The sequence below is a fragment of the Lacticaseibacillus chiayiensis genome (assembly GCF_004123795.1).
GTDB lineage: Bacteria > Bacillota > Bacilli > Lactobacillales > Lactobacillaceae > Lacticaseibacillus > Lacticaseibacillus chiayiensis.
Map to the genome: position 1 here is coordinate 47622 of NZ_MSSM01000035.1, position 26986 is coordinate 74607.

Annotated in this window: 24 protein-coding genes and 1 tRNA gene; 8 read left to right on the forward strand and 17 right to left on the reverse strand. The window is 47.4% G+C overall.

All coding sequences use genetic code 11. The annotated features are described in order from the left end of the window. Positions 1 to 21 precede the first annotated feature (21 nt). Positions 22 to 915: a Cof-type HAD-IIB family hydrolase gene (locus BVJ53_RS12550; protein ID WP_129302696.1), complete on the forward strand. Its 894-nt coding sequence runs from the start codon at positions 22 to 24 to the stop codon at positions 913 to 915. Between the two features lie 51 nt (positions 916 to 966). Next, positions 967 to 1473 carry an LURP-one-related/scramblase family protein gene (locus BVJ53_RS12555; protein WP_129302697.1) on the forward strand — a complete coding sequence of 169 codons (507 nt, stop codon included), beginning with the start codon at positions 967 to 969 and terminating at the stop codon, positions 1471 to 1473. 106 nt (positions 1474 to 1579) lie between these two features. Here BVJ53_RS12555 and BVJ53_RS12560 read toward each other — a convergent pair whose 3' ends face one another. Then, positions 1580 to 2152, reverse strand: coding sequence for a GNAT family N-acetyltransferase (locus BVJ53_RS12560; protein ID WP_129302698.1), 573 nt, complete (start codon positions 2150 to 2152; stop codon positions 1580 to 1582). Between the two features lie 299 nt (positions 2153 to 2451). On the opposite strand from BVJ53_RS12560, the gene BVJ53_RS12565 reads away from it, so the two are divergent. The 5 genes from BVJ53_RS12565 (at position 2452) to BVJ53_RS12585 (ending at position 8061) form a co-directional block, all read left to right on the forward strand. Further along, entirely contained in the window at positions 2452 to 3513 is a 1062-nt protein-coding gene (locus BVJ53_RS12565; RefSeq protein WP_129302721.1) for an ABC transporter ATP-binding protein, read from the forward strand. Next, entirely contained in the window at positions 3503 to 4396 is an 894-nt protein-coding gene (locus BVJ53_RS12570; protein WP_129302699.1) for a carbohydrate ABC transporter permease, read from the forward strand. Before BVJ53_RS12565 ends, BVJ53_RS12570 begins: the two co-directional genes overlap by 11 nt. A gap of 15 nt (positions 4397 to 4411) precedes the next feature. Continuing rightward, on the forward strand, positions 4412 to 5233 hold the full coding sequence (locus tag BVJ53_RS12575; protein ID WP_129302700.1) for a carbohydrate ABC transporter permease: 822 nt from the start codon (positions 4412 to 4414) through the stop codon (positions 5231 to 5233). A 9-nt stretch (positions 5234 to 5242) separates the two neighbouring features. After that, on the forward strand, positions 5243 to 6559 hold the full coding sequence (locus tag BVJ53_RS12580) for an ABC transporter substrate-binding protein (RefSeq protein ID WP_129302701.1): 1317 nt from the start codon (positions 5243 to 5245) through the stop codon (positions 6557 to 6559). A 260-nt stretch (positions 6560 to 6819) separates the two neighbouring features. Beyond that, on the forward strand, positions 6820 to 8061 hold the full coding sequence (locus BVJ53_RS12585; protein ID WP_129302702.1) for an MBL fold metallo-hydrolase: 1242 nt from the start codon (positions 6820 to 6822) through the stop codon (positions 8059 to 8061). Positions 8062 to 8107: 46 nt separating this feature from the next. Here the strand turns inward: BVJ53_RS12585 and BVJ53_RS12590 are convergent, their stop codons facing one another. The 16 genes from BVJ53_RS12590 to BVJ53_RS12665 form a co-directional block, all read right to left on the reverse strand. Beyond that, positions 8108 to 8296, reverse strand: a complete 189-nt coding sequence (locus BVJ53_RS12590; protein ID WP_129302703.1) for a helix-turn-helix transcriptional regulator — start codon at positions 8294 to 8296, stop codon at positions 8108 to 8110. A 6-nt stretch (positions 8297 to 8302) separates the two neighbouring features. Further along, the gene (locus tag BVJ53_RS12595; protein ID WP_414467460.1) at positions 8303 to 8587 is read right to left on the reverse strand and encodes a hypothetical protein; all 285 of its coding nucleotides are present in this window, start codon (positions 8585 to 8587) and stop codon (positions 8303 to 8305) included. A gap of 220 nt (positions 8588 to 8807) precedes the next feature. Beyond that, complete coding sequence (locus BVJ53_RS12600; RefSeq protein ID WP_331250568.1) at positions 8808 to 9125, reverse strand: DUF6442 family protein; 318 nt, start codon at positions 9123 to 9125, stop codon at positions 8808 to 8810. A gap of 176 nt (positions 9126 to 9301) precedes the next feature. Continuing rightward, on the reverse strand, positions 9302 to 9964 hold the full coding sequence (gene pgmB, locus BVJ53_RS12605; protein ID WP_129302705.1) for a beta-phosphoglucomutase: 663 nt from the start codon (positions 9962 to 9964) through the stop codon (positions 9302 to 9304). Further along, on the reverse strand, positions 9957 to 12218 hold the full coding sequence (locus tag BVJ53_RS12610; protein WP_129302706.1) for a glycoside hydrolase family 65 protein: 2262 nt from the start codon (positions 12216 to 12218) through the stop codon (positions 9957 to 9959). Before BVJ53_RS12610 ends, pgmB begins: the two co-directional genes overlap by 8 nt. Before the next feature lie 47 nt (positions 12219 to 12265). Then, positions 12266 to 14011, reverse strand: a complete 1746-nt coding sequence (locus BVJ53_RS12615) for a glycoside hydrolase family 13 protein (RefSeq protein WP_129302707.1) — start codon at positions 14009 to 14011, stop codon at positions 12266 to 12268. A 511-nt stretch (positions 14012 to 14522) separates the two neighbouring features. After that, positions 14523 to 14996 (reverse strand): SsrA-binding protein SmpB, encoded by a 474-nt coding sequence (smpB, locus tag BVJ53_RS12620; RefSeq protein ID WP_129302708.1) that lies wholly within the window; start codon positions 14994 to 14996, stop codon positions 14523 to 14525. 60 nt (positions 14997 to 15056) lie between these two features. After that, positions 15057 to 17426 carry a ribonuclease R gene (gene rnr / locus BVJ53_RS12625; protein ID WP_129302709.1) on the reverse strand — a complete coding sequence of 790 codons (2370 nt, stop codon included), beginning with the start codon at positions 17424 to 17426 and terminating at the stop codon, positions 15057 to 15059. A gap of 1 nt (position 17427) precedes the next feature. After that, entirely contained in the window at positions 17428 to 18162 is a 735-nt protein-coding gene (locus BVJ53_RS12630; RefSeq protein ID WP_129302710.1) for an alpha/beta hydrolase, read from the reverse strand. Positions 18163 to 18402: 240 nt separating this feature from the next. After that, on the reverse strand, positions 18403 to 18639 hold the full coding sequence (gene secG, locus BVJ53_RS12635) for a preprotein translocase subunit SecG (RefSeq protein ID WP_129302711.1): 237 nt from the start codon (positions 18637 to 18639) through the stop codon (positions 18403 to 18405). Between the two features lie 98 nt (positions 18640 to 18737). Beyond that, a complete protein-coding gene (locus BVJ53_RS12640) occupies positions 18738 to 20318 on the reverse strand; it encodes a ClC family H(+)/Cl(-) exchange transporter (RefSeq protein WP_129302712.1) in 1581 nt (526 codons plus the stop codon). A gap of 134 nt (positions 20319 to 20452) precedes the next feature. Beyond that, the gene (gene eno, locus BVJ53_RS12645) at positions 20453 to 21757 is read right to left on the reverse strand and encodes a phosphopyruvate hydratase (RefSeq protein WP_129302713.1); all 1305 of its coding nucleotides are present in this window, start codon (positions 21755 to 21757) and stop codon (positions 20453 to 20455) included. A gap of 48 nt (positions 21758 to 21805) precedes the next feature. Next, on the reverse strand, positions 21806 to 22561 hold the full coding sequence (tpiA, locus tag BVJ53_RS12650) for a triose-phosphate isomerase (protein ID WP_129302714.1): 756 nt from the start codon (positions 22559 to 22561) through the stop codon (positions 21806 to 21808). A gap of 78 nt (positions 22562 to 22639) precedes the next feature. Further along, positions 22640 to 23830, reverse strand: a complete 1191-nt coding sequence (locus BVJ53_RS12655) for a phosphoglycerate kinase (RefSeq protein WP_129302715.1) — start codon at positions 23828 to 23830, stop codon at positions 22640 to 22642. A gap of 179 nt (positions 23831 to 24009) precedes the next feature. Then, positions 24010 to 25032 (reverse strand): type I glyceraldehyde-3-phosphate dehydrogenase, encoded by a 1023-nt coding sequence (gene gap / locus BVJ53_RS12660; RefSeq protein ID WP_129302716.1) that lies wholly within the window; start codon positions 25030 to 25032, stop codon positions 24010 to 24012. A 36-nt stretch (positions 25033 to 25068) separates the two neighbouring features. Then, the gene (locus BVJ53_RS12665; protein ID WP_129302717.1) at positions 25069 to 26106 is read right to left on the reverse strand and encodes a sugar-binding transcriptional regulator; all 1038 of its coding nucleotides are present in this window, start codon (positions 26104 to 26106) and stop codon (positions 25069 to 25071) included. 605 nt (positions 26107 to 26711) lie between these two features. Here BVJ53_RS12665 and BVJ53_RS12670 point away from each other — a divergent pair. Continuing rightward, positions 26712 to 26783, forward strand: a tRNA-Arg gene (locus BVJ53_RS12670). Positions 26784 to 26986: the final 203 nt, after the last annotated feature.

Below are 26986 nucleotides of genomic sequence, written 5' to 3' on the forward strand. Positions count from 1 at the left end.
CAAACCGGAGGGAACAGTAATATGATCAAACTTATTGCATCAGACATGGATGGCACGCTTTTGAATGACAAAATGGAAGTTTCAGACGAAAATGCCAAGGCCATCCGTGAAGCGCAAGCCGCTGGTATCGAGTTCATGGTTGCCACCGGGCGCGGTGTTACTGAAGCCAAGCCGTTATTGGCGGCGCAGCATCTAAAGCCCGCGTTCATCACGTTAAACGGCGCCATGGTTTTTGACGAGGCTGGCAACCCGGTTGTTACAATCCCTATCGCCGACGATTTAAGCCAGTACGTTGTCGATGCGTTACAAGCCAGTGACATCTACTTCGAGATTACGACCAATAAAGGCGTCTTTTCCGATAGCCGGGTTAAGCGCATTCAGAACGTGGCCGACTTGTTAGTCGATCTCAACCCTGATACGACTTACAAACTCGCCGTTGCTTTGGCGGCTGCCCGGTTGGAAATCATGAATATTAACTATGTGGATGATTATCAGAAATTACTGGACGATCCGACGATCCAGATTATGAAAATCATCGCTTACACAGGCGAATCACCTGACATTTTAAAGGCCCCCGCCAAAACATTTAAAGCGACCGGTAAATTAAGTGTCACGTCCAGTTCGGTTAACAACATTGAGATCAATAACATTAAGGCACAGAAGGGTTATGCGGTTGAAGCTTATGCTAAACAACAAGGCATCACAATGGATGAGGTCATGGCCATTGGCGACAATTTAAACGATGCTAGCATGATTAAAATGGCCAAGTACGGCATCGCCATGGGCAACGCGATCCCTGAAATCACCGACCTGGCTTGGGGTACGACTGGCACCAATGGCGAAAATGGCGTTGCTGAGGCGATTCGCAAAGCCATTCGGATCAATAAAGCGGAAGCAACGAACGCACGTTTCTAGGATTGACAGCTGAACTACATCATGCAAGCCTTCAAGGGAGCAGGTTAGCAAATGGCGTTATATCTTGACATCAATGCATTGAGTACCGGCAGTCTTAGTGTGGTCAAAACCGACACTGGCAAGCCTGCCTACATTTTGACCACCCGCCACGGTCTCATTAATGGTGGTTTCGATTTGAATACGCTCAGCGGCAACCCATTAGGCTCGATCCGGCAGAAAACGGTCAGTGTTTTCCCACGTTATGACCTGTACATCGCCAACCGGAATGTTGCCAGCGTCAAAAAAATGTTCGGCGTCTGGCACCAGTTTATTTTTATTTCAAAGCTCAATTGGGTGGCCATGGGGAATCTTCTGAACAACCATTACCAAGTCTTCCACGGCGTTAAAACGATTTTTAGTGCCGGGGAAGTCGCACCGGCGATCGTTAAACTGACCATTCCTAACAATCGTGATATACCGGCTGCCATTTTGCTGGCGGCTATCCTCGACCGCTTCCGCCACGTCGGCGTGGCCGATCCGCTCAAACGTTACGAGTACGGGCTTGACTTTCCGGATTAGCGTCTAGGTTTAAAAGAGTTCCTCAAACAAATAGACATCAGAGAGTCAACGCATCTCTGATGTCTATTTGTTTAGTTCATTGTGTCTCTGCCGCAAATCGCAGCCGTCACTCTCCCACCGGCCGAACCATGTGATCGTATCGATGACTACCGATCATGAGTTCCCCGTTTTTGACGAAACCATTGCGTTCGTATAGTTTCTTGGCCCGCGGATTTTGCTGGTCGACATTCAGACTCACAACGTCGGCTTTGTGTGCACGGGCGACTGGATCAACGGCCTGCAGCAATTTTGTGCCAATACCGTGTCCCTGAGCACTCGGCGCCACTGCCAACGTATCCAGATACCATTCTCCCGGGTAAGTTTCCGTATCCGTAAACAGCGATGATTGCGGGGTTAATCCCAGTTTAGGTAATAATGGCTGCAACGCATCATCGATATGCGCCTCCTGTTCATGCAGATAGCCAACCGCGATGCCTTCGATTTTGCCTTTCTGATCGGCCACGAGTATCTGGGGATAGCCGTATCGATAAGTCGGCAGAAGAAATGCCTGTTGCAGCACCGAATAAAGCGTCTTCTTCGGCACGCGCATCAGTTGCGGAATCTCCATTTCGGTAAAAACAATATCAATCAGCGGTGCCACCTGAGCAGCATCCGCGGGTTTACTTGGACGTATGATCACAACAATCGCTCCTTTTTCTTGTGATTTATTATAGCAAAAAAAGCGAACGTTCGCGTGTTACCGCTTCCGGATCATTAATTTAATGTTTTTAAGCGAATAAGTCCAATTTTCCGCCGTTCTGGGTTAAAATATGTGAAGAGTTGTGTTGGTTTGCTGCCCACTAGATATCGTCAAATGGTGCAGCTACAACGCAATATCTTGTTCCAAATTTTCTTTTTGGCGCGACCCTGTTTAGCAAACTATGCGGGACCGACGAACGGAGGTGAGGAGCAGAAAACTATTTGAAGGAGCGTACTGGGTTGAAAGTTACTTTCAAGGACGTCACGATGTCCTACGATGGCAAGACAGATACCCTGAAGGATCTGAATTTTACCATTCCCGATGGCACGCTGGTTTCCCTGCTGGGTCCTTCCGGCGGCGGTAAAACCACAACGTTGAATTTGATTTCAGGGTTGTTGGCCCCTACTGCTGGGCAAATCTTTTTTGGCGACACCGATATGACCAAAAAAGATGCCTTAGCCCGTAAAGTCGGCATGGTATTTCAGAACTACAGTCTGTATCCGCACTTGTCAGTGTTAGACAATATCGCCTTTCCACTGAAAATGGCTAAAGTCAGCAAGGCAGAGCGCCACGCTAAAGCTAAGGATCTTGCTAAGTTGGTCCATGTCGAAGACCAGCTTGACAAGAAACCGGGTGCCTTGTCTGGCGGTCAACAGCAGCGTGTCGCCATTGCACGAGCGCTGGCCAAATCACCAAGCTTACTGTTGCTGGATGAACCGCTATCCAATCTCGATGCGCGGCTGCGAATTGAGATGCGGGAAGAGATTCGCCGAATTCAGCGCGAAACCGGCGTTACGACCATCTTCGTCACCCATGACCAGGATGAAGCCTTGCATATTTCCGACAATATCATGGTTCTGGCCAATGGGTCGATTCAACAGTTCAGTTCACCGCAGACACTATACGATCAACCTAACAACTTGTTTGTGGCTAAGTTTATCGGCGAACCCGTCATTAACACCATTCCGGCACAGGCCTTAGCTGCTGATCTAGCGGGAATCGTTCCGGAAGATATTTTGAAGCAAGCCGAAACTGCTGGAATTCGCAGTGAGGCACTTATCCCTTACGATGCCGGTGAGAATGTGTTGGCCAAACTTCATGGCAAGATTACCCAAAGTTCTAAGTACGGCCGGGAAGCCACCGCCAATATTACTTACAACGGTGAACATCTCTTGTCGACTGAAATGGCCGGTGTTTCTGGCAGTCAACCAGAGTTGGATTTTTACCTCACCAAATCAGGATTCTTTCTCTTTGATCAGTCTGGCGCCTTGATTTTTGGTGGTGAAAGTCATGCTGAATGAAAAAGCCAGCTTTAAATCGACGGCCAAGGCAGCGTTGTATTTACTGCCGATGCTTGTCATTACTATTACCTTTAACATCTGGCCGATCATCAACTCTTTTTTAATGAGCCTGTATACCAAGTATGACTTTTACACAGATAAGGTAAGCGGCTGGGGATTCGATAATTTCGTCTATCTCTGGAATGATCCTGACTTTCACCTTGCCGTTCGGAATACGTTGGTTTTCGTGGTCGGCGTGGTGCCGATAACGGTTATTTTGTCTTTGATCATTGCGTTGTTGCTGAATCAGGTCAAGTTCATTTCCGGGTTTTTCCGAACTGTCTACTTCTTGCCGTTTGTTACCAGTACTGTCGCTATTGCCATGGTCTGGAATTGGATGTTTCATAGTAATTACGGCTTGGTCAATTATTTTCTGAGCTGGTTTGGCGTTCATCCGATCAACTGGCTGACCGATCCACATTATGCCTTGCTGGCTTTGATTATCATGAGTATCTGGAAAAGCCTGGGCTTTAACATTATTCTTTTCCTGGTTGGTTTAAACAACATCGATCATGGTTATTACGAAGCGGCGGAAATTGACGGGGCCAATGCTCGTCAGCGTTTCTGGAACATCACCATTCCGATGCTTTCGCCGATTACCTTCCTGGTGTCGGTCAATGGCATTATCGGTAGCTTCAAAGTCTTCGATGAAATCTTTGCCTTGTTCCAAGGAACACCGGGACCGGGCAAAGCTGATTTGACGATTGTGTATTACCTGTATCAGAAGTTTTACACCGAGTACAAGTATCCGATTGCCGCGGCATCAGGCGTTGTGCTTTTCTTCCTCATCTTGCTCGTGACACTCGTGCAGTTGTGGTATTCGCGCAAGCACGTTCATTATTAAGGGGGGAAGCAGAAAATGGCTAAAAAGCTCAGTAAGGTTTTACTTTATCTGATCGTTATTTTAGGGGCCATCACCATGCTGATCCCCTTCTTATGGATGATTTCGACGTCATTGAAAACGGCACCGGAAACGATCGCGGTGCCACCGATCTGGATTCCAAAGTCCTTGCAGTGGGGCAACTACATCAAGGCGTGGAATGAAGCACCGTTTGGCCAATACTTCATTAACAGTATTATCGTCACGGTTGTCACCACGGTCGGTCAGCTTTTCACCAGTATTCTTGCCGCATTCGCCTTTGCGCGTCTGAAGTTCTACGGCAAAAATATTTTGTTCGTTATCTTTTTGGGGACCATGATGATCCCCGGTGAAATGCTGATCATCCCTAACTTTGTGACACTGTCGCACTTAGGGCTAATCGACCACTATGGCGCGTTGATTCTGCCGTGGCTGGCCAGTTTCTTTACGGTTTTCACGTTACGTCAAACATTCCAATCCACCCCGGACCAGATTTATTACGCTGCCAAAATCGACGGCGCTTCGGATTGGAAGTATCTATGGCAGGTGCTCGTTCCGATGAGCAAGTCCACCATCACGGCGGTGACTGTCCTTCAAGTCATCGGTTCATGGAACGCCTTCATGTGGCCGTTGATTGTCACCAACTCCGATAAGATGCGCACCCTGCCAGTCGGCTTACAGGCCTTCACGACCGATGCTGGCACACAATATCAACTTTTGATGGCGGCTTCTACTTTCGTCATCATTCCAATGGTCATTTTGTATATCTTCTTGCAGAAGTACATTATTGCTGGGATTTCTAAAGCTGGATTGAAAGGATAATCTATCAAAATGAAAAAGCAAACTTGGGTAAAAAAAATCTTACTTGCAATGCTTACCGTCACACTGGTTGCCGTCTTGACCGCCTGTGGCAGCAATAGCAGCAGCAAATCCAGTTCCACGACTAAGAGCGATTCAGGAAAACGGGTCACGATTACTTTCTGGCATGGGATGAACGGTCCTTACCAAAAGGCGATCAACCAGATCATCACCGACTTCAACAAGAGTCAAAAGCAATACAAGGTCGTCGGTACAGCACAAGGTAATTACACGGCGTTGCAACAAAAGATTATGGCGGCAGCCAAGTCCCATAACCTGCCAACAATTGCCCAGACGACTTACACGACGGTTCCTGACTATGTTAAAAATGGTTTTATCATGCCACTCGATCAGTATATGCTGAAAGGTGACAACAAGATGAGTTCTAGTGATTTAAAGGATATCTATCCAGCCTTCCTGTCAAGCTCGAAGTATCAAGGCAAGTACTACAGTGTACCTTTCTCCAAATCAACCCGAATCCTTTTTTATAATGAAGCCCTGATGAAGAAGTACAACATCGACAAGCCTAAGAGTTGGGAAGACATCAAGAAAGATGCCCCTAAGTTAAAAGCTGACGGCATTGCCGCAATTGGTTTTGATAAGAGCTTCGACATGGAATTTGAAGGTTTGGCGCGTCAAGCCGGCAACCCGCTTGTTTCGGCCAAACCGTTGAAAGCCAACCTCGACACCAAAAAGACCATCACCGCAGCTAACTTCATCATGGACATGGTTAACAGCGGTGAAGCCAAAACTGCCGGCGAAGACATTTACGGTGACAAGAACTTCACTTCCGGCAAGACTCTCTTCTACGCCGGTTCAAGCGCAGGGATCACGAACATGAAGCAAAATGCACCTAAAGACTTCAAATGGGGTACTATGCCACTGCCAAGTTACAAAGGCAAGAAAGCGACCGAACTGGCCGGTAACGACATCGTCCTCTTCAAGTCTGCAACCCCTGACAAGCAAAAGGGTGCCTGGGCATTCATGAAGTTCTTACTGTCTGAAAAGGAAACTTCGAAGTGGGCCGAGCTGACCGGTTATGTGCCACTGCGTAAATCTGCGGTTCAATCTGCTGACTTCAAGAAGTATCTAAACGACAACGAAACCAGCAAGGCTGCGGTTGATTCCCTCGGCTTTGGCTTCCAGTCAACAGCATTCATCGGTTTCTCGGAATATCGTAACGATCTTCTGAATGCGGTTGATGCGATGCTGACCAAACATGAAAAGCCGGAACAGGCATTGAAGACTCTGCAAGGGCAAGCGGAAACGATTATCAAGACGAATAAGTAACTGTTTAGCTTAATAACAACGTTTCATGCAACTAAGTCATCATTACTATGCTCGAATGAAACGTGATCGGTCTCAGAGATGTCGTGCATCTCAGGGACCGATTTTTTTGCAGCATTTACTTCCTAGGAGTGAAAGTTCCCCAGTTACAAAAACCTGCATGTAAGCGCTTGTGTTCACCCGCTCTTTTGTTGTTTTTCAAGCTTCCTCGGAGTACGCTTTAATGTTCTCAAAAAACTTAACGAGACATTGGAGGAAATAACGTGACGACCATTCGCTTTTTAAACGGGTTAAATACCATCGGGGGTAATATTGTCGAATTTGCTACCAAAACCAGCCGCGTCATCATGGACTTTGGGGTTGCGGCAGATTTGAGCCAGGAAACCGTTACTTCGGCCATTGATCAAGGAAAACTGCCGAATGTGCCAGAACTCTTTCTCGATCAACCCGATCCATTTACTGATGAGGCCATTTTCATCTCCCATCTGCATATTGACCACATGGGCGCTTTGCAGTACTTACAAAAGGATATCCCGATTTATCTTTCGGAACCGTCCTACCGCTTGTATCGGCTGCTCATTCAGTTGGGTATCGAAAAACCGGTCGCGAACCTGCATCCCCTCGCTTTTGAAACGCCACTTGCCATTGGCGATCTCACCGTCACCGGGTTTCACAGTGATCACGATGAACCTGGCGTGATGGCGTTACTTGTCGATGATGGTTCCCGCCGCTATGCGCATTCAGGCGATGTTCGCCTCAACGGTCCACATGCCGAACGGGTTCATGCATGGGCAAAACGCTTTAAGCCGAAAAAACTGAGCCTGTTCATGCTGGAAGGCACCAGCTTTTCGTTCGACACACCGATTCCGGTTGAAGATCAGGATCATCCTAGCGCGCCATTGACAGAAATGAGCCTGCAGAGCAAGTTTCAGCAACTACTGACGGACAGTTCCCAACTGGTGGCCATCAACCCCTATAACCGCAATTATGAGCGTTTAGCGGCGTTCCAGGCCTCAGCACATGCCAGTGATCGGAAAATGGTTTGGGAGCCAGATGAAGCAGCCATTTTAGCCACCATGACCGACGAACAGCCCGATGCTATCCTTGGCCAGACGATCCAGCTGGCTGACATCGCCAAACAGCCGGAACGCTATGTCCTTCAAAACAGCTTCACAAATCTGGCTTCACTAACCGACTTGCCGATCAGCGCGTACGTCCACAGCAACGGCGAGCCGCTGGGCGACTATGATCCGCGTTTTGCGCAGTTAAAAGATTGGCTAGCTGACCACCAGATTCCATTGGTGTTCATGAACGCATCGGGCCATGCTGCTCGGGAAGACCTAATTGAACTGGTCAAAGAAGTCAATCCTCGTGTCGTCGTGCCATGGCACAGCTTCCATCCTGAACGCGAAGCCGCAGCGGTTGATGAACAGACGAATGCGGATATTCTATTGCCGGAAAAAGATTTGTATTACGATTTTGATCCTTTAACGGAAGAAGAATAGTGAACAAAAAACAGGTCGCAAATTGATACTTTTGCAACCTGTTTTTTTAATGCTGGAATAGATTATCAACCGTTGTCTGTAGCTGTTTGGCTAAAGCAAAGGCCAAGGAAAGCGTTGGATCATACTTATTATTTTCGATGGCGTTAATCGTTTGGCGCGTGACGTTAACGGCATCAGCCAGTTCTTGCTGAGTCAGATTTTGCCGGGTGCGGAGGGTACGAATTTTATTTTCCATGGAACATCAGGCAACCAAGCCAAAAATGAACAAGATCGCTGTTAACACAATAGTAATATATAAAATTTGACCTGGTTCTTTATCAGTCTGGTCAGCCTTGTGCTTGAACCATTCGTAACCGCCCCACTGGATTGCTACCGAGGTAATGAGTACAAAAGAGGTAAATGATACGTCACGATTGTTGGACAATTGAATAAGATTGTAGATCGACAAAACAATCAAAAGGAACACATAGGCGTATCCAGTCGATCTCCCCAAAAATTTGTGCTCCATTTCATCCATTTTTCTCAAGGAAGCCACCCCCTTAATGTCAAACACTTTTTACATCTTAATTATAAGCCGACCGAGTCAAATGTCAAAAGTTTTTGACTTTTTGCAACCTTGCTGTGGACATAAACTAACCAGCAAACTTTCAAAGATTTTGATTATACCTGATCCAAATAATCACCAATTCAAGACAAAAAAGCTGAGAACATCGGATTCCTTCGCACGATGACGAGCTTAACTCCCCTTAAAACATCAGGGCAATTAAGCCAATGGTAAATATAATTGACACTATCGCAATTGTTATATATAAAAATCGACTCGGTTCTTTATCGGTTCGATCCACCCGATACTTGAACCACTGATAACAGGCAGACTGAACAACGCTCACAACGACTACAACAAAAAAATCAAAATTCCATTGGCCAGTTTTGATTCGTTGAAAGATCGCGCTTGTGAACAACATCAGAAACATCATTGTATAACCAATTTTGACCGTTTGATCAGTGAATTTACGTTCCATTTCATCCATTTTTCTCAAGGAAGCCACCCCCCTTAATATCAAATTCTTTTTTCATTTTAATTATAAACTGACCCACTCAAGTGTCAAAAGTTTTTGACTTTAAATAGAAAGCAATTAATGATCCCGCAGTCTTTAAACCAGTCCCCTCACCAACGCCAAATTAAAAAAAAGAACCAGTCACTGACCGATCCTTTCTATAAAGCCGCTTATTACGCTAATTACCGCCGTTCAAACGCCGCCACAATACGATCATAATCCAGCTGATCCGTTTTTGACACCAGGTAATCAGCAGCTGCCAACTTCTCCGCATCCCCAATACCCACTGCAAATTGGCCGGCTGCCTTGATCGCCGCAATCCCGATCGGTGCGTCTTCAAAACTGATAATCTCATCGGCTTGCAACTGCAACAACTGCTGGGCTTTCATATAAATCTCCGGATCAGGCTTGCCATGATGAAGCCTGCTAGGATCAACAACGGCATCGAACTGCGAAGCCAAACCCAATCGCTGCAAAATCATCGGGGCGTTTTTAGATGCCGAAGCAATTGCCATTTTCAAGCGGTGTTGCTTGGCCTTTTCCAGAAGCAACGGAATCCCCGGTAAGATATCCGAGGAAGTAATGGACGCAACTAACGCTCGGTAGCGCCGGTTTTTCTCCTCCGCCAGCGCCACCTTCTGCGCCTCATCATAATTCTGTTCTTGATGACCGTATTGCAATATCAGTTCCAGCGAATCCATCCGGGCGCGGCCGCGTAACGCCGCATCGGCCTCAGGCGGTAAATGAATACCCAGCCGTTCAGCCAACTCATGCCACGCTGCCAGATGATACTTCGCCGTGTCGGTTAACACGCCGTCTAAATCAAAAATAAACCCTTTAAGCATGCGTCTCCCCCACTTCCAAGTGCAACGGTTTGTCATCCACGACAATATCCAGCGCCGGGCCTGCCAGTATTGAAATCTTGGCTTGTTTGCCAACATCAACAGCTAATAAACGGCCACGATAATTGAGCTTAAATTGATAGCGTTGCCAGTTTTTTGGCAATTGCGGGTGGAATCGCAATTGATCGTGGTCGTAGCGCATGCCAGCAAATCCTTGGACAATCGCCAGCCAACTGCCACTCATGGACGTAATGTGCAGGCCGTCCTGCGTATCGTGGTTATAATCATCTAAATCCAAACGCGCAGTGCGGGCATATAAGTCCGTCGCCTTGTCCATTTTACCAAGCTCAGCTGCCAAAATAGCGTGAATGGAAGGACTCAGCGAACTCTCGTGAACAGTCAACGGCTCGTAAAAGTCAAAATTGCGTTCTTTTTCCGCCTTGGTGAAGTGATCATTCAAGAAATACAGGCCTTGCAGCACATCGGCTTGTTTGATGAACGGCGAGCGCAGGATCCGATCCCAAGACCAGTGTTGATTAATCGGGCGCTGATCTACCGGAATCGTGCTGGCAGGCCGCAAGTCTTTATCCAGGAAGTTGTCCTGCTGAACAAAAATGCCTAATTGATCGTCAGTCGGATAGTACATATGGGCGATAATCGCTTGCCAATGCTGCTTTTCCTCATCGGTCACGGCAAGGGCCGCAACAATCTCAGTGTCACCTTTTGCCAGCCGTTCTAACGTATATTGCAACTCCCACACGGCCATGGTGTTGGTGTACCAGTTATTATTGACATTATTTTCATACTCATTGGGGCCGGTCACGCCATGGATCATGTATTGTTGAGTGCGCTGGCTAAAATGCACCCGATCTGCCCAAAAGCGCGCAATCCCGACCAACACTTCCAGGCCATCATGGTTAACGTAACTTTCATCGCCGGTGTACGCCGTATATTGATAAATAGCAAATGCGATCGCGGCATTGCGGTGAATTTCCTCAAACGTAATTTCCCATTCGTTGTGACATTCAATCCCATTGAACGTGACCATGGGATAGAGTGCACCTGCCAGACCTTGTTGCCGCGCATTGTGATAAGCACCAGGCAACTGATCATGCCGATACTGCAGCAACGCACGTGTGACTTCAGGCGGCGTCACAGCCAGGTACATTGGCACGATAAAAGCTTCCGTATCCCAATAAGTCGCCCCGCCATACTTTTCACCGGTAAAGCCTTTGGGACCGATATTCAGCCGCTTGTCTTCACCGTAATAAGTCATAAACAACTGGGCAATATTAAAGCGGATGCCTTGCTGTGCGGCTGGATCGCCTTCGATCACAACATCGCTTTTGGCCCAGCGCTGATCCCAGATGGCAGTGTGGTCTGCCAAATGAGCCGAGAAGCTTTGGCCAGTCACCTGTTTCATCAACTGAGCCGCCACTGCCGCTTGGTCATCGGGAGCAACATCGCGGCTGGTGACGACAATCGCGTCTTTTTCCAGCTGAAAGTTCTGGCCCGCATCAAGTTGCACGGCGACTTGTTCGTTTAGCCGACCGCTCTTTGTCGTTAGCTGCCCATCTACCGGTTGATCTTTCACGCGCAGCTGCTGTTTGAGCAAAACGGTAAACTGTGGCACCCCGTATGGATTAGGCTTGGTCTGTAACTGCATACTTTTCGCTGCTGCATCTTCATCTAATGGCACCCAAAAACGCTCATCGTAATTACTATCCTCGTTGGTCACCCGTCCATTTAACCGCGCGTCAAAAACAATCGTGGCATGGCCGCGCAGCACCGTTGCCTTAACCGTTATGAGCGCTGCCTCCTTGATGACTTGACTCAGAAACCGGCTAAATTCAAAACGCACCTCAACATCGTCGCCAATGTAGACAAACTGTCGCTTTAGCAAGCCCTGATGCAAATCCAGCGCTAAATAAAAGTCCCGATATTGACTCGTTGCCAAATCAATCCGCTGACCATTGACCGTTATCCCGATATCCAGAAAACTCGGCGCATTAATCACCTTGCCAAAATATTCAGGATAGCCGATTTTCCACCAGCCAACCCGTGTCTTATCAGGAAACCAGACGCCGCCTAAATACGTGCCCTGAAGCGAATCGCCACTGTAGCCTTCTTCAAAATTACCGCGAACGCCCATGTAACCGTTGCCGACCGCCGTGATGCTTTCCTGCAACCGGCGATCGGCCTTATCCAGCTGATGCGTGGCAACCAGCCATGGATCAATTTCAAATAATCGTTTCAATTTTTAGCCCTCTCTATCCAAAAAGAACAGCCAACTCGCCATTTGCATCAACCCACAACAACCATGAATCCTTTGGGCGCCAGTTGACCATTGCGGAATCCTTGTACGAAGACGGCGTCACCCTTGACAGTGACTGCGCGATCTGTGGTATTAAAGTAGGCTGTCAGCGTTTCGCGTCCTTGCCGAACCACCTTGATCAAACCAGCGTCAGTCACGCTCAGCCTGGTTGTGCCAAACCCGAGCGTGGCAGCATACTTACGCCGAAAATGAACCAGTGCCGCCACCCTTTTCCAAATCGGGCTCCCAAGATTCGACCAGTCCATCGGCTTTCGATTGTCCGGATCGGCACCGCCGGACATGCCCATTTCAGTTCCATAATAAAGGCAGGGACTCCCTGTTTGCATCCATGTAAATGCCAATGCCTGCAACGCCAAATCTTCATCCCCGTGTGCCACCGTCAAAATTCGCGGCGTATCATGCGAATCCAACATATTCAGCATCACCTGATTGGTTTGATCCCGATACAGCATCAACTGATCCGTCAACAAGGCAACCATTTCCGCTGCCGCCCGTCGCCGCTTGAAAAAGTGATCTTCAACCTGTTGCGTGAAGGGATAATTCATCGTCCCTGAAAATTCATCACCGTTTAACCACGCTTGACTGCGATGCCAAACCTCTCCCAGCACGTAAAAATCCGGCTTGATCGCAGTGACGGTTTGATAAAATCTTTTCCAAAAATGATGATCCACTTCATTGGCAACATCCAAGCGCCAAGCATCAATATCAAAAGTCTTAATCCAGTAGCTGGCCACCATTAACAAATAATCCTGCACTTCCGGATTCGCTGTATTCAGTTTCGGCATTTTTTCTTCAAATGCAAACGTATCGTATTGCGGTTGACCTTCGCCTTTAAGTGGATTATGAAATGGCGTCAAGGGCGTTTGATACAGATGGAACCAGGAGGCAAACCGGGACTTTTTACCATTGCGCAACACATCCTGCCACTGCAAGCTGCCATAACCCATGTGATTAAACACTGCGTCCAGCATCACCCGCATGCCGCGTTGATGCGCTGCGTGAATCAGTTTCGCCAACAACGCCTTATCGCCAAACGCGGGATCCACATTCAGGTAGTCAATCGTGTCATATTTATGATTCGAACTCGCCGTAAAAATCGGGCAAAAATACAAGCCATTAATCCCTAAAGCCTGCAAATCGTCGAGATGGTCAAGCACGCCTTGCAAATCACCGCCATAAAAATCCTCGCGCCCAGGATGATCGGTCGGGCGCCACGGTTTGGTACCAACCGGATCATTGCTAAGATCACCATTGGCAAACCGCTCCGGAAAAATCTGGTACCACACCGTCGTTTTCACCCAGTCAGGCGTCTTGACACGGTCAATTTCCTGGAAATATGGCATGCGAAAATAGTTTTCGGCCTCGTGCCGTTCCTCGGTGGTATTTTTGCGCAGGCCACGATCGCCATACAGCCAAACGGTACCGTCCAGGCCGGTGACTTCAAATAAGTATTGCAGCCGACGATAAGGCGCCTCCAGTGTCACGCCCCAATGATCCAGCACTTGTCCGGTGCCTAAAAGCGTCATTGCCTGGCACTGATAGACCAGCTGATCAGCGCCACTCGCATCGGGAATGCGCCAATACGGATCGCCATACAGAACCGTCACCTTTGCCACATCTTGGCGTGCAGTATGAAAACGCAGATGGAGCGTCTTATCCGTGTATAAAAAACTATCTTCACTTTCCGGTCGGTGCGCTAAAGCTGCCAAATTCATGACGCAACCCCTCCTGAAATGACTTCTATGTCAAAAATTCACCGCATTGATTTGAGCCATACGATTTGATATCTATACGGCGATCATACAGCCTTAGCGCAACACACTCAATTAATCCGCATAAAGGATAGGTGTTTTTTAGAGGTCTGTGAACGTCTCAGGAGGGCATAAGGTTAGCAGGAAACCTAGCAAAGTAAATCGTCAGAACATATTGGGTGGACAAAATAAAACAGCAAATAACAATTCAAAAAAGTAGAATTGTTATTTGCTGTTGTTTCACAACTAGAGTTTGTCAAAAAACTTCAAATCTTAGTGCCAAAGCGGAGCAATCGTAGGCGGGGACGGGCTCAGTGGTGCAATTGTACTAGCCGGGCGGTCTTCCCGGCGTAGTACAAGGCCGAGCTTTGAGACTCAGCGCTTTTTGCTGAGTCTCAAAGTCGTGCCCACCTATCGTTCGTAATTCAGTGCAATAGAGACTTTTCGCATGGATTATGACCCAGCCGCTTGATCACTAGTACCGAGCTTTCAACGCGCGTTGCACCTCACGCTCTTGATCCTTACGCTTCAGGGTTTCACGCTTGTCATAGTTGTGTTTCCCTTCAGCAACGCCGATCAGCACCTTCGCATAACCATGTTTCAAATACATCCGCAACGGCACAAGCGTCACACCTTGGCGAGCCGTTAATTGGCCAAGTTTGCGAATCTCTTTCTTATGCAACAATAGCTTGCGATTGCGCATCGGGTCGACATTGAACAAGTTGCCTTCTTTGTATGGACTGATATGAACATTTTCAAGCCATGCTTCATTATTGCGGACACGGGCGAAACCATCCCGCAAATTGATTTTGCCATCCCGCACAGACTTAATCTCGGTGCCTGTCAGTGCGATACCAGCTTCATAGGTATCGAGAATGTTGTAATCATGTCCGGCTTTTTTATTCTGGGCGAGCAGGTTATCAGGTTTTTGTCGATGTTTCTTAGCCATTAAACCACCTCTCTTTGGTGTGAGCGCGAGTCAGCACGTTAACGTGAGCACAAGCCAGCGCTACTTAGCACCTCGTTTGGCATTATAATGTTTCCCTTGATGCGGTGCCCCAGCCGGTTTACGTGGCCGCTGGTTATTGCGCTGATTGCGATTGCCGCTCCGGTTTCCGTTACCAAAACTTGGCCGATTGCCATTCGAACGACGATCACGGCGATCATCTTTTTTGACCAGTTTACCTAAGTCACTTGTCGGTGTCTTATCATCCGGGATAAGTGAAAAGTCAACCTGACGCTGATCAATATCAACGTTATCCAATTTGACCCGTAAAGACTGGCCGACACGATAAGTCCGCTTGGTTCGTTCGCCGACTAAGGCCATCTGACTTTCGACAAAGGAATAATAATCGTCGCTCATCCTTGTGATATGAACCAAGCCTTCAACCGTGTTAGGTAACGCCACAAACATGCCGAAGCTTGTGACCCCACTGACAACCGCATCGAACTCTTCGCCGACCTTGTCCGCCATGTATTCGGCTTTCTTCAGGTCGTCAACGGCCCGTTCAGCATCAATACTCCGTCGTTCAGCCATCGACGCCTGGGTTGCAATGTCCGGCAATTTCTTATTCCATGAGGCTTGAACATCGTCCCCAGCACCTTCTGTGGCATAGTCGCGAATTAGGCGATGCACAACAAGGTCCGGATAACGCCGAATCGGACTGGTGAAGTGACAGTAATACTTAGCTGCCAAGCCAAAATGCCCAAGCGGATCAGGTGAATACCGCGCTTGTTTCAGACTCCGCAACAGTTTCACATTGACCATGGCTTCTTCCGGTGTCCCGGTGACATCAGTAACAACTTCCTGAAGCTGTTTTGGCGTGATTTCCTTACCTTTTTTCATAGGAACCGTAATGCCGAAGCTGGCAATGAATTCCATGAATTCTTTCACCCGATCAGCGTCTGGCGTTTCGTGAACTCGATAAAGAAATGGCAGGTGCTGCTTGTTGTAGTGTTCTGCCACGGTTTCGTTGGCCGCAAGCATGAAGGATTCAATCATGCGTTCAGAGACACCGCGTTCCCGCAACACGATATCGGTCGGGTGACCCATATCATCCACAATGATCTTGGCTTCATTTTCTTCAAAATCAATCGCACCGCGGGCATGACGCATTTTATACAGAATCTGATGCAACTCGACCATGTCTTCAAACATCGGTACAAGTTCCTGATATTCAGCCATCACTTCCGGGTCATGGTCAGTCACGATTTTGTTCACGTTGTTGTAGGTCATGCGGGCGTGGCTCTTGATGACACTTTGATAAATCTCGTGATTCACCACATGGCCTTCGTGATCGATTTCCATATCACAAGACATTGCCAGTCGGTCAACACCCGGATTCAATGAACAAATGCCATTGGATAAACGAAACGGCAGCATCGGAATCACGCGATCGACCAAATAAGTACTGGTGCCGCGATCATACGCTTCTTCATCCAAAGCGGACCCTTCCGTCACATAATGCGAGACATCGGCAATGTGGACGCCAAGATGGAAGTTGCCATTTGGCAGTTTCCAAACAACCACCGCATCATCAAAGTCCTTACTGTCATCGCCATCAATCGTGACAACTGCCTGATCAGTAATATCTTTACGGCCAACGCGTTCTTCCGGTGTCACATGATCCGGAATGGCATTGGTCTGATCCATTACTTCATCGGGGAATTCGGTTTTAATGTGGTTTTGTAGAACCAATGACATGATGTCTACGCCGGGATCGTTTTTATTCCCTAGTGTTTCCACCACCATGCCGTACATTAATTTTGGATGGTATTCAGTCGGAAATTCAGTAATCTCTGTCACTGTCATATCGCCAAGTTGCGGAATCGTCCCGGTGTCCTTGACATAAACCGGAAAATTCTTCAGTTTCTTTTCATGACTGACAACCATGCCAATAAAACCGGACTTGGCCCGATCTTTATCAGAAAAAGGTTTAAACTCGCCAACCAAGGTTGTTAAGCTGCGTTGAACAACCTGCGTGATTTCACCTTCTGCTCCGCGCGAATCGTTCGGCCGCGCTTCACGGACAATGCGAACCTCAACTGTATCGCCATCCAAGGCAAAATCCGTGCTGGTAGCCGGCACATAAACATCATCATCTAAGCCTTCAACGGCAACGAAACCAAAACCTTTTTCATTGCCATGGAAGACACCAGTCAAAACTTTAGGCGCGCCACCCAATGCGTAACGGCCTTCATGATTGGCGTGGATCAAATGGTCATTTTCCATACCGTTTAGTGCCTGTACCAACACTTTAAAGTCTGCACCTTCATTTAACTTCAACGCGCGACTAAGTGTTTGAACCGAATAATCAATCTTCGGATTCCTGCGAAATGTTGCTAATAATTCATTGCGAATATGGCCAACTGTGGTCATGCTATCCCTCGTTTTCTTGTTGCATAAATTCAATAACGTCTTGTTCTAGTGCGTGGTGCGCCGAATTGACGGTAATAACGTGCTTAGCGTGGTCGTACCAGTGAAAATCCACGCGAGCTGCGTTAACCAACGCGTCTCGCAACTGATACGCCAATCGGCCATCCACTAATTCGTCTTCACCGGCCTGACCAATGAAAGTGGGCTGCTTGACTAGATCCAGATCGGCCGCAACCTCCGTGGCAAACTGATCAATCGCAGCCAGTTGCGCCGGCAGGTAAGCCAGAATCTGGGTGCTTTCATCCGGTTTATTGGCCAAGCGATTCATATACTGGGCATATTTTAAAAATCCTGGAACCAGATGATGCTTGCCTGGCAGGATTGGCGAAGAAAAAACGCCGCCAGCCGTGATGCCAGGTAATTTCTCTAAAGCTTTTACCGCAAAAATGCCACCCAATGACAACCCAAACACAAACACGCGAGCGTACTTCGCGGTCATATGGGCAACGGCAGCGCTGGCCTCTGCCCACCAGATGTCTGGACTACCCTTCATCAAAATGTCCATGGGTTCTAAGGTCCCGTGTCCGGCAAAAAGCGGTACGTACACCCCATAACCAGCACGTTGTAAGGCTCGTGCCATAAAATTCATGTCATTGGGGCTGCCAGTGTACGCATGCAGTAAAACAACGCCTATGTCAGTGCCTTCGTATTCAAAAGGTTGCGGTTTGCGAAAGATCATGGTGAAGTCGTCCTTTGTGGCTTTCAATGATATTCGACGCATGAACGCCGATTTTTAAGTGCATATTTTAGCTGTCAGATCAATGACAAAATAATCCATGTAGCCAAAACCTGATACAAAAACTATTGCTGCAAATCGCCAAAACAACGCACAAGAACTTGTATGCTTAAACGCCAGCTCTAGGCAGGTTGGATCGTGCTTCTGCAAAAAAAGTCCCCTGAATGTTCCAGGAGACTTTGGCTAATGGGCTTCCAGATAGACCAACGCGATGGCGAGGGCGAAGAAAATGACACCCAATACAACGGTGACTTTCTCCATGAAAGCTTCAAAACCGCGGGACTTGGTCTTCCCGAATAAATCGGTTGCCCCACCGGACAATGCGCTTAACGCATCCTGTTGCTTGCTTGGTTGCATTAAAGTTGCGATCACGATCAAAATCGAATCAATCACAAGTAACGTGGTCAATAAACTTTGCAAGTTGTTGCCTCCCTTGCGAAAAATCTCACTTTAGTAGTTTAGCATAAAAGCAAGGCAAAGGCGAATCTTTGCCGTTTTGTTTTAACCCGCACCATGACTTACACCCGTGTTTTGTGGGCCGTAGCCAACGCTGCTGATAAAGCGTCGATTCGCCTTTTCACTCGAGCGCGCTGGGCTGAATCCGTGAGCAGCACTAATGTATCACCCTCCCGAATCAACGTATCACCGTGCGGAATAACTTCCTGCTCACCGCGACGAATGCCAATCAACAAAGCTTCCTTAGGCCACGGCAAGTCACGAACTAGCTTACCATTGAGTGCGCTGCCAACAAAAACAGGAATTTCCAATCGATCCGGCCGGTGCAACTGAGCGACCGTTTTAGGAAATGTCATTTGTTCCAACAAGGCTTCATAAATCGGTGCACCGCCCAGTAAATCAACCACCAGATAGGCAGTTAACGACAGCACAGCAAGCGGCATGAGGTGCGTTAAGTTACCTACCATTTCGGTCACCAGTAAAATTGCGGTAAACGGCGCTTTCCCGATACCGGCAAAATAACCAGCCATCGAGAAAATAATCAGATTCATGACATAAACATGTGGTAACAGGCCCAACTTATACATAATAACCCCATAAATTGCGCCAATAATGGCTCCCAGCGACAAAATCGGCAGGAAAATACCGCCTGGCAAGCCTGATCCATAAGAAATCATCGAGAAAATAAAGCGAACGGCAAAGATACCAAGCAACGCCAAAAGTGACGGCACGTAATGGCCAAAGCCAATGATGAGACTATTCCCGCCACCAAGAAGATTAGGCGTAAAGTAACCAACTGCAATTAATAAGATAAATGGTACAACGCCTTGCATCGCCCGTGGCAACTTAGTTAATTTTTGATACCATCGAGGCATTGCCAACAATACTCGCTGATACAAATAGCCGAGCAGTCCTAAAATGATACCAAGTATAATTAACTGCCAGTAAATGGAAATAGGCAAACTTCTCGAGTAGCTTATGTGCAAAACAGGGACGAGTCCAAAAACATTTAGCGAAATGAAATTCGATCCGATCGCACCAGCCAGTGCGGTCAGCCATACAAGTGGCGAAAAGTTATGATAAACCTCTTCCAACACAAACAATGTACCGGCAATCGGCGCATTGAAGGCAGCTGCAAGACCAGCCGCTGCTCCGGATGCAATTAGTAACCGCCGATCGGTTCCACGCAACTTGAACCCGCCAGCTAAACCTTGACCCACAGCTGCACCTAACTGAATCGAAGGTCCTTCACGACCAAGAAACAATCCGGGAGCTATCGCCAAGACGCCGCCGACAAATTTACGCCAAAAAATGGCCCACCAATTCATTTCCAATTCACCGGCAAGCTGCCCTTCTACCTGAGGAATTCCTGACCCGGAGATATATGGCTCTTTTTTTAACATCCACGCGACAATTCCGGCAAGTATAAGATTGACCGCTATCAATAAAACCCAGTGCCACCAAACAAACGGTTCCACGCGCAAGTTGCCATATACATGACGACTAGCTCGCAAACCGATTTCAATGAAGTAACGAAAAGCACTGACTACCGCACCGGTCAGTAAACCCACCAATAAGCCCAATAAAACAAAGCGCAATCGCGTAACATCGAATTTTTCTTTTCTCTTAACGATTCGTGCCAAAACATTTCCCTCCATGCCAACATCTATTTAGTATAAACCTTTCAAGGAAACGAGAAAAACCCCATCTCCACAAAAGAATAAAAAAACACGCCACTTGTCTTAAGTGACGTGTTTGCAACAGCAACGGCGTTTAGTTAGTCGATTGCTTTAACGTTGTAGAAGGACTTGCGACCCTTGTATTGTGACTGTGCACCCAATTGATCTTCGATGCGCATCAACTGGTTGTACTTGGCAATCCGGTCGGTCCGGCTCATGGAACCGGTCTTGATTTGGCCAGCGTTGGTTGCAACAACCAAGTCAGCAATCGTGGTGTCTTCAGTTTCACCGGAACGATGTGAAACAACCGCAGTGTAGCCTGCTTCTTTGGCCATTTCAATTGCTTCGAAGGTTTCGGTCAAAGTACCGATTTGATTCAATTTGATCAGAATTGAGTTAGCAACGCCCATGTCAATACCCTTCTTCAGGTAATCGGTGTTGGTAACGAACAGATCATCACCAACGATTTGGACCTTGTCGCCCATCTTCTTAGTGAATGACTGCCAACCTTCCCAGTCATTTTCATCAATAGGATCTTCAACGGAAACGATCGGATACTTGTTAATATAGCCATCGATCATGTTCGTCCATTCTTCGGTGGTGTACTTCTTGTCAGGGTTTGACCACTTGGTTGTGTAAGTCTTGGTGTCGGCATCGTACATTTCCGAAGCCGCAACGTCAAAGGCCAAAGCAATGTCGTCGCCTGGCTTGTAACCAGCCTTCTTGATCGCTTCAACAAGCAGTTCAAAGGCTTCTTCGTTGTCCTTCAAGTTAGGAGCGAAGCCACCTTCATCACCAACAGCGGTAATGTCGCCTTTGCTCTTCAACAAAGCCTGCAGTGCATGGAAGGTTTCTGAGCCCATGCGAACGGCTTCACGAACACTCTTGGCACCAACAGGCATAATCATGAATTCCTGGAAGTCAACAGTGTTGGTTGAGTGTGCGCCACCATTAAGAACGTTCATCATTGGTGTTGGCAGAACATGAGCGTTCGGGCCGCCAAGATATTGATACAGTGGGAGGCCGACTTCATCAGCAGCCGCACGGGCAGCAGCCAAAGAAACACCTAGGATGGCGTTAGCACCCAACTTGCCTTTATTTGGCGTACCATCAAGATCGATCATGGTTTGGTCAATCAGGCGTTGTTCGGTAACGTCAAGGCCAACCACAGCTTTGGCAATTTCATTGTTAACATGACCAACGGCCTTCAAAACACCCTTGCCGCCAAAACGATCCTTGTCACCATCACGTAGCTCAACGGCTTCGTGTTCACCGGTTGAAGCACCTGATGGAACTAATGCGCGGCCAAAACCGCCATCTTCGGTATACAATTCAACTTCAACAGTAGGGTTGCCACGTGAATCCAAAACTTCGCGTGCCAATACATCAGTAATGATAGACATATATTCTTCTCCTTTTTGCCAGAAGGCTGTTTAATATTGGAAACCAGATTAATCTTGGTAGTTGGCCAAGGCGATGAAACTTTCAGAATCCATCGAAGCGCCACCGACTAAGCCGCCATCAATATCAGGCTTAGCCATTAATTCTTTAACGTTCGCTGGTTTAACAGAGCCGCCGTAAAGAATCCGGACAGCGTCTGCTGTATCTTTATTATACAACTTCTCAACGGTAGCACGAATGTGGGCAACAACTTCTTGTGCCTGATCGGCGGTCGCAGTTTTACCGGTCCCGATAGCCCAGATTGGTTCATAGGCCAAAACAGCAACCTTGACTTGGTCAGCGGTTAAGCCAGCCAAAGCTGCTTCGATTTGGGAAGCAACCCAATCTTCAGTTTGACCCGCTTCACGTTGGGTCAAGCTTTCGCCGCAGCAGATAATCGGCAGAAGATTGTTCTTAAAGATTGCCTTAGCTTTCTTATTGATATCTTCGTCGGTTTCGTGGAAGTAACCACGACGTTCGCTATGGCCGATGATGACATAATCGACGCCCATTTCCTTTAATGCTTTCGGGCTGGTTTCACCGGTATAAGCACCTTCATCTTCAAAGTAGCAGTTTTCTGCCGCCGTCTTTAAAGGTGTTCCTTCTGCTCCGGCAACCAAGGTCGTCAAATCAATGGCGGGGGCGCCAATGACCGTTTCAACTTTGCTTGCGTCAGGCAGTTTGCCTTTCACAGCATCCAAAAAGGCTTGCGTCTCCTTGGGGTTTTTGTTCATTTTCCAGTTACCAGCAATGAATGGTGTCCGCATGACTTAGCTTCCTTTCATTATGTACCGACACGTTCAACACGTGCCGGCATTAACTGTTAGATCAGCATCACTGACAAATTACTTGTCAGAAATGGCCGCGATACCTGGCAACGTCTTGCCTTCAAGATATTCAAGGCTAGCACCACCGCCAGTGGAAATGTGGGTAATCTTAGGCGCGATACCCAGTTGCTTAGCAGCAGCGGTTGAATCGCCACCACCGATAATCGTTGTGGCATCCTTCAAATCGCCAAGTGCACGACCAACTTCCAAAGTGCCTTCAGCATAATTGCTCATTTCGAAGACACCCATCGGGCCGTTCCAAACAACCGTCTTGGCACCTTGCAAAGCATCCTTGAATTCTTTAATCGTCTTCGGGCCAATATCCAATGCCATGTAGCCATCCGGAATATCGCCTTCAACGACTTTATGCGGTGCATCGTTTGAAAATTCTGGGGCAACAACAGAATCAACAGGCAAAAGCAACTTGTCACCGGCTTGGTCCATAATCTTCTTGGCTAAGTCGATCTTGTCTTTTTCAACCAATGAGTTACCGATACTCATACCCTTGGCTGCATAGAAGGTGTAAGTCATACCGCCACCGATAAGGATCTTATCGGCTTTAGGTACTAAGTTTTCGATGACCCCGATTTTATCGGAAACCTTGGCACCACCCAAGATAGCGATGAATGGGTGCTTCGGGTTGTCAACCGCGTCGCCTAAGAACTTGATTTCCTTTTCCATCAAGAATCCGGCAGCTGTTTGCTTCATGTTAGAAGCAATACCGACGTTAGACGCATGCTTACGATGTGCCGTACCAAAGGCATCGTTGACGAACAGATCGCCAAGACTTGCCCAGTACTTGCCCAGCTCAGGATCATTGCCAGATTCCTTCTTACCGTCAAGATCTTCGAACCGGGTGTTTTCCATCAAAAGCACATCGCCATCGTTCATCTTAGCAATAGCATCTTCTAGTTCCTTGCCACGAGTAGCCGGTACAAACGTAACTGGCTTCTTCAGCAATTCACTCAAACGTTGGGCAACTGGCTTCAATGTCAGCTTAGCCTTATCTTCTTCAGTCTTAACCCGGCCAAGGTGTGACAGCAAGATTGCCTTGCCGCCATGATCAATAACGTATTGGATAGTCGGCAATGCTGCCACGATCCGATTGTCATCACCGATAACGCCGTCTTTGATCGGTACGTTGAAGTCAACGCGGATCAGAACTTTTTTATCTTTAACATCTAAATCTGAAACGATTAATTTAGCCAAAAGATTTGACCTCCTTCATTTTCCCAAAGATGATGGATGAACACGTGTTCTCCACCATATCCTCGTAAAGGGCAAAAATCAGCACTCAACTGATGATTTTTGCCACCTTTCCAAAAAAAACGGAGGGAGTAAAGCTCCCTCCGCTTCGGATGTTGCGGTTAGAAAAGCGTTACTCCGGATTAGAGAGTAGCAAATTTCAGCAAGGTACGGATCATCTGGCAAGTAAAGCCATATTCGTTATCGTACCAAGCAACCGTCTTAACTAATTGATAGTCACCGGCAGTTGTAACTTCAGTCTGAGTAGGATCGAAGATTGAACCATAAGTCGTACCAATTACATCGGAAGATACGATTTCGTCTTCGTTCCAGCCGAAGCTAGGGTTGTTTTCGGTGTGTTTCTTGATAGCTTCGTTGACTTGGTCAGCTGTAACGTTCTTGGTCTTCAAGATGGAAACCAATTCGGTCAAGGAACCGTCAACAACAGAAACACGCTGTGCGTGACCCTGCAACTTGCCGTTCAATTCTGGGATAACCAAACCGATAGCCTTAGCAGCACCAGTGCTGTGAGGAATCGTGTTAGCAGCAGCAGAACGTGCAGCACGCAAATTGCCGCCACGAACTGGGCCGTCAAGCAACATCTGAGTTGATGTGTAAGCATGAACGGTGGTCATGGTACCAACTTCAATGCCGAATTCCTTGTTCAGGAAGTAAGCCATTGGTGCCAAACAGTTGGTCGTGCACGAACCAGCAGAAACAATCTTGTCGTCTGCATTCAAAGTGTCATCATTAACGTTGTAAACGATGGTCTTAATTTTGCCAGCTGGGGCAGAAATCAGAACACGCTTTGCACCTGCATCCAAATGAGCTTGTGACTTTTCAGCAGAGGTATAGAAGCCTGTGCATTCAAGAACATAGTCAACGCCATCGTTCTTAACCCAAGGAATGTTTTGGGCTTGCGGTTCTGCGTAGACGCGGTATTCTTTACCGTCAACGACAATACCGTTATCGGTTGCACTAACTTCACCAGGGAAAGTACCGTGAGTTGAATCATACTTAAGCAAGTGAGCCAGCATGGTTGGGCTGGTCAGATCGTTGATCGCAACAACCTGGATGTCATTGCTCTTTGCACCCAATTCGTAAATACGACGGAATGCCAAACGACCGATACGGCCAAAACCATTAATACCAATCTTAACAGTCATGCTAAAATTTCCTCCTTTAGGAAATAAGGTTTTATTCTAACGGGTTGCCCCAGTTAAAATCGAGTTTGTTGCACCGATGTCAGTTAACAGCCACGTTCGACTCGGTGCGTGCTGCATGTACGCCACAATTGCTTTAGCTTTACTTTTACCTGCCGCAACTGCAAAGACATACGGAATATGATCAAGATCCGCAAGCTGTAAACCGATTTGCGGTATCTTGTAAACGACCTTGCCCTTGGCGTCGTAGAAAACGCCGAACGCTTCGGCAACTGCATGTTTGGCTTTCAACATGCTGATCGTATCAGACGACATGCCACGGCGCTTAGCCATGACCAACGCATCGCCAACACTATGAATCACCACCTGAGCTTTATCGATAAGGTTTAAAACATCTCTTACCGATGGCTCCTTGACTAACGATTCATAGGACTCCGAACTTAGATTCTCAGGAACATATAAAGCTCGGTACTTGCTATCGGTTGCTTCTGCCATTGCAGCCGCAATCGAGTTGGCCTGAATGGTCACGGCTTCACCGAGACCACCCCGTGCAGGGACAAACGACAGCTCACGACCAGCAGATAGCTGAAACGTTAACTGCGTGGCTAAATGTGCCATCGTGGTGCCACCCATAACGGCAATCGTTAAATGCCCGGGTGGTAACAGCAACTGTAAGGTTGAATTTAACGTTTTACCAAGCTCATCAAGAACCCGGCTACTTTGATCCGCATCCCCGGAAACAACCAGACAATGGTCAATCCCGAGTCGATTCGCCAGCCGTTTTTCATCATCCTTAATTCCCAACAACTGGTTCATCAGATGATCGAGTCCGTGAAAAGTTTCTAACCCTTTAGCTGTCAACACCATACCAGATTTCGAGCTTTCTAAAAGCCCCTGCCCGCGCAAAAAATCTGTTTCCGTCCGTAATGCGCGTTCTGAAATCTTCATCTGTTCGGCTAACGTTCGCCGGCCAACCGGTGCCATCCAGTTAATAAATTGAAGGACCTGATAGCGTTTAGTGACGACGCCCATCAGATCAGGCGCGATCGCTTTGAGCCACGCAAGTTCAGTATGCATAAGGCACGTCCTTCTTTAATGGGTCATTTCACGTCCCTCCGAGTCGTTTGCCGACCCAGCAAGTTGAAAAAAATTAGGAATCCAACGTTTGCTGTTTTCCCTTACCAACAAAACCAATTGTAGCAGGGGTTCCGCTTTATCGCAAGTCTGTTGCCTAAATCGTCTTAAAGTAATCACAAAAGTGGCTAAATTTGAACATCTACTTCTAGAACGATCCAAAGGTTCGGCATTTGCCGGTTTTGAGAACCGAGTTGCGGCTTTTTGATATCACAGGTTTCGGGTTGCCTCTAATGAAATTTTCATGCACCACATTTCGATCTATTTCAAAGATCTATACACAGCCAATCATGGGTTCTTTCATCCTTGTTTGTTCTGTTTTGAGCATTTTTCAAGCCAAACTGCCATTTGGTGAGTGGAAAATTTCAATTTGGGTTTTCCCGGTTTGAATGCAGCAAAATTGCATGTAAAAATGGTTTATAACTCTTTGACAATTCCCCCGCTACCAATTTCGTTTAGATTCTACGTAACTATTATTTTCGTATGCAATAGCATTGCAGAAAAGACTTGCAAATTGGCAGCTGATTGAGTAATATAATTAGGTACTTGCGCGGTTAGTGTAATGGATCGCACGTGAGATTCCGGTTCTCGAAATCCGGGTTCGACTCCCGGGCTGCGCAGAACCTCATTAGTTTGGGAAAAGTCAATATAAGCAAAAGCCCGCTGTAGCGGGCTTTWTRYTGACTTGGAAGGAACCGGCTGGTAAATATTACTTTTCGAGATCAGTATAGCTGATGACCCAAGTTTTCAAAATGCTAGCAGCCTTCCTTACTCTAACAATGACTGTATGCGCTTCTTTAACCTTGGGATTTCTTTGTTCACA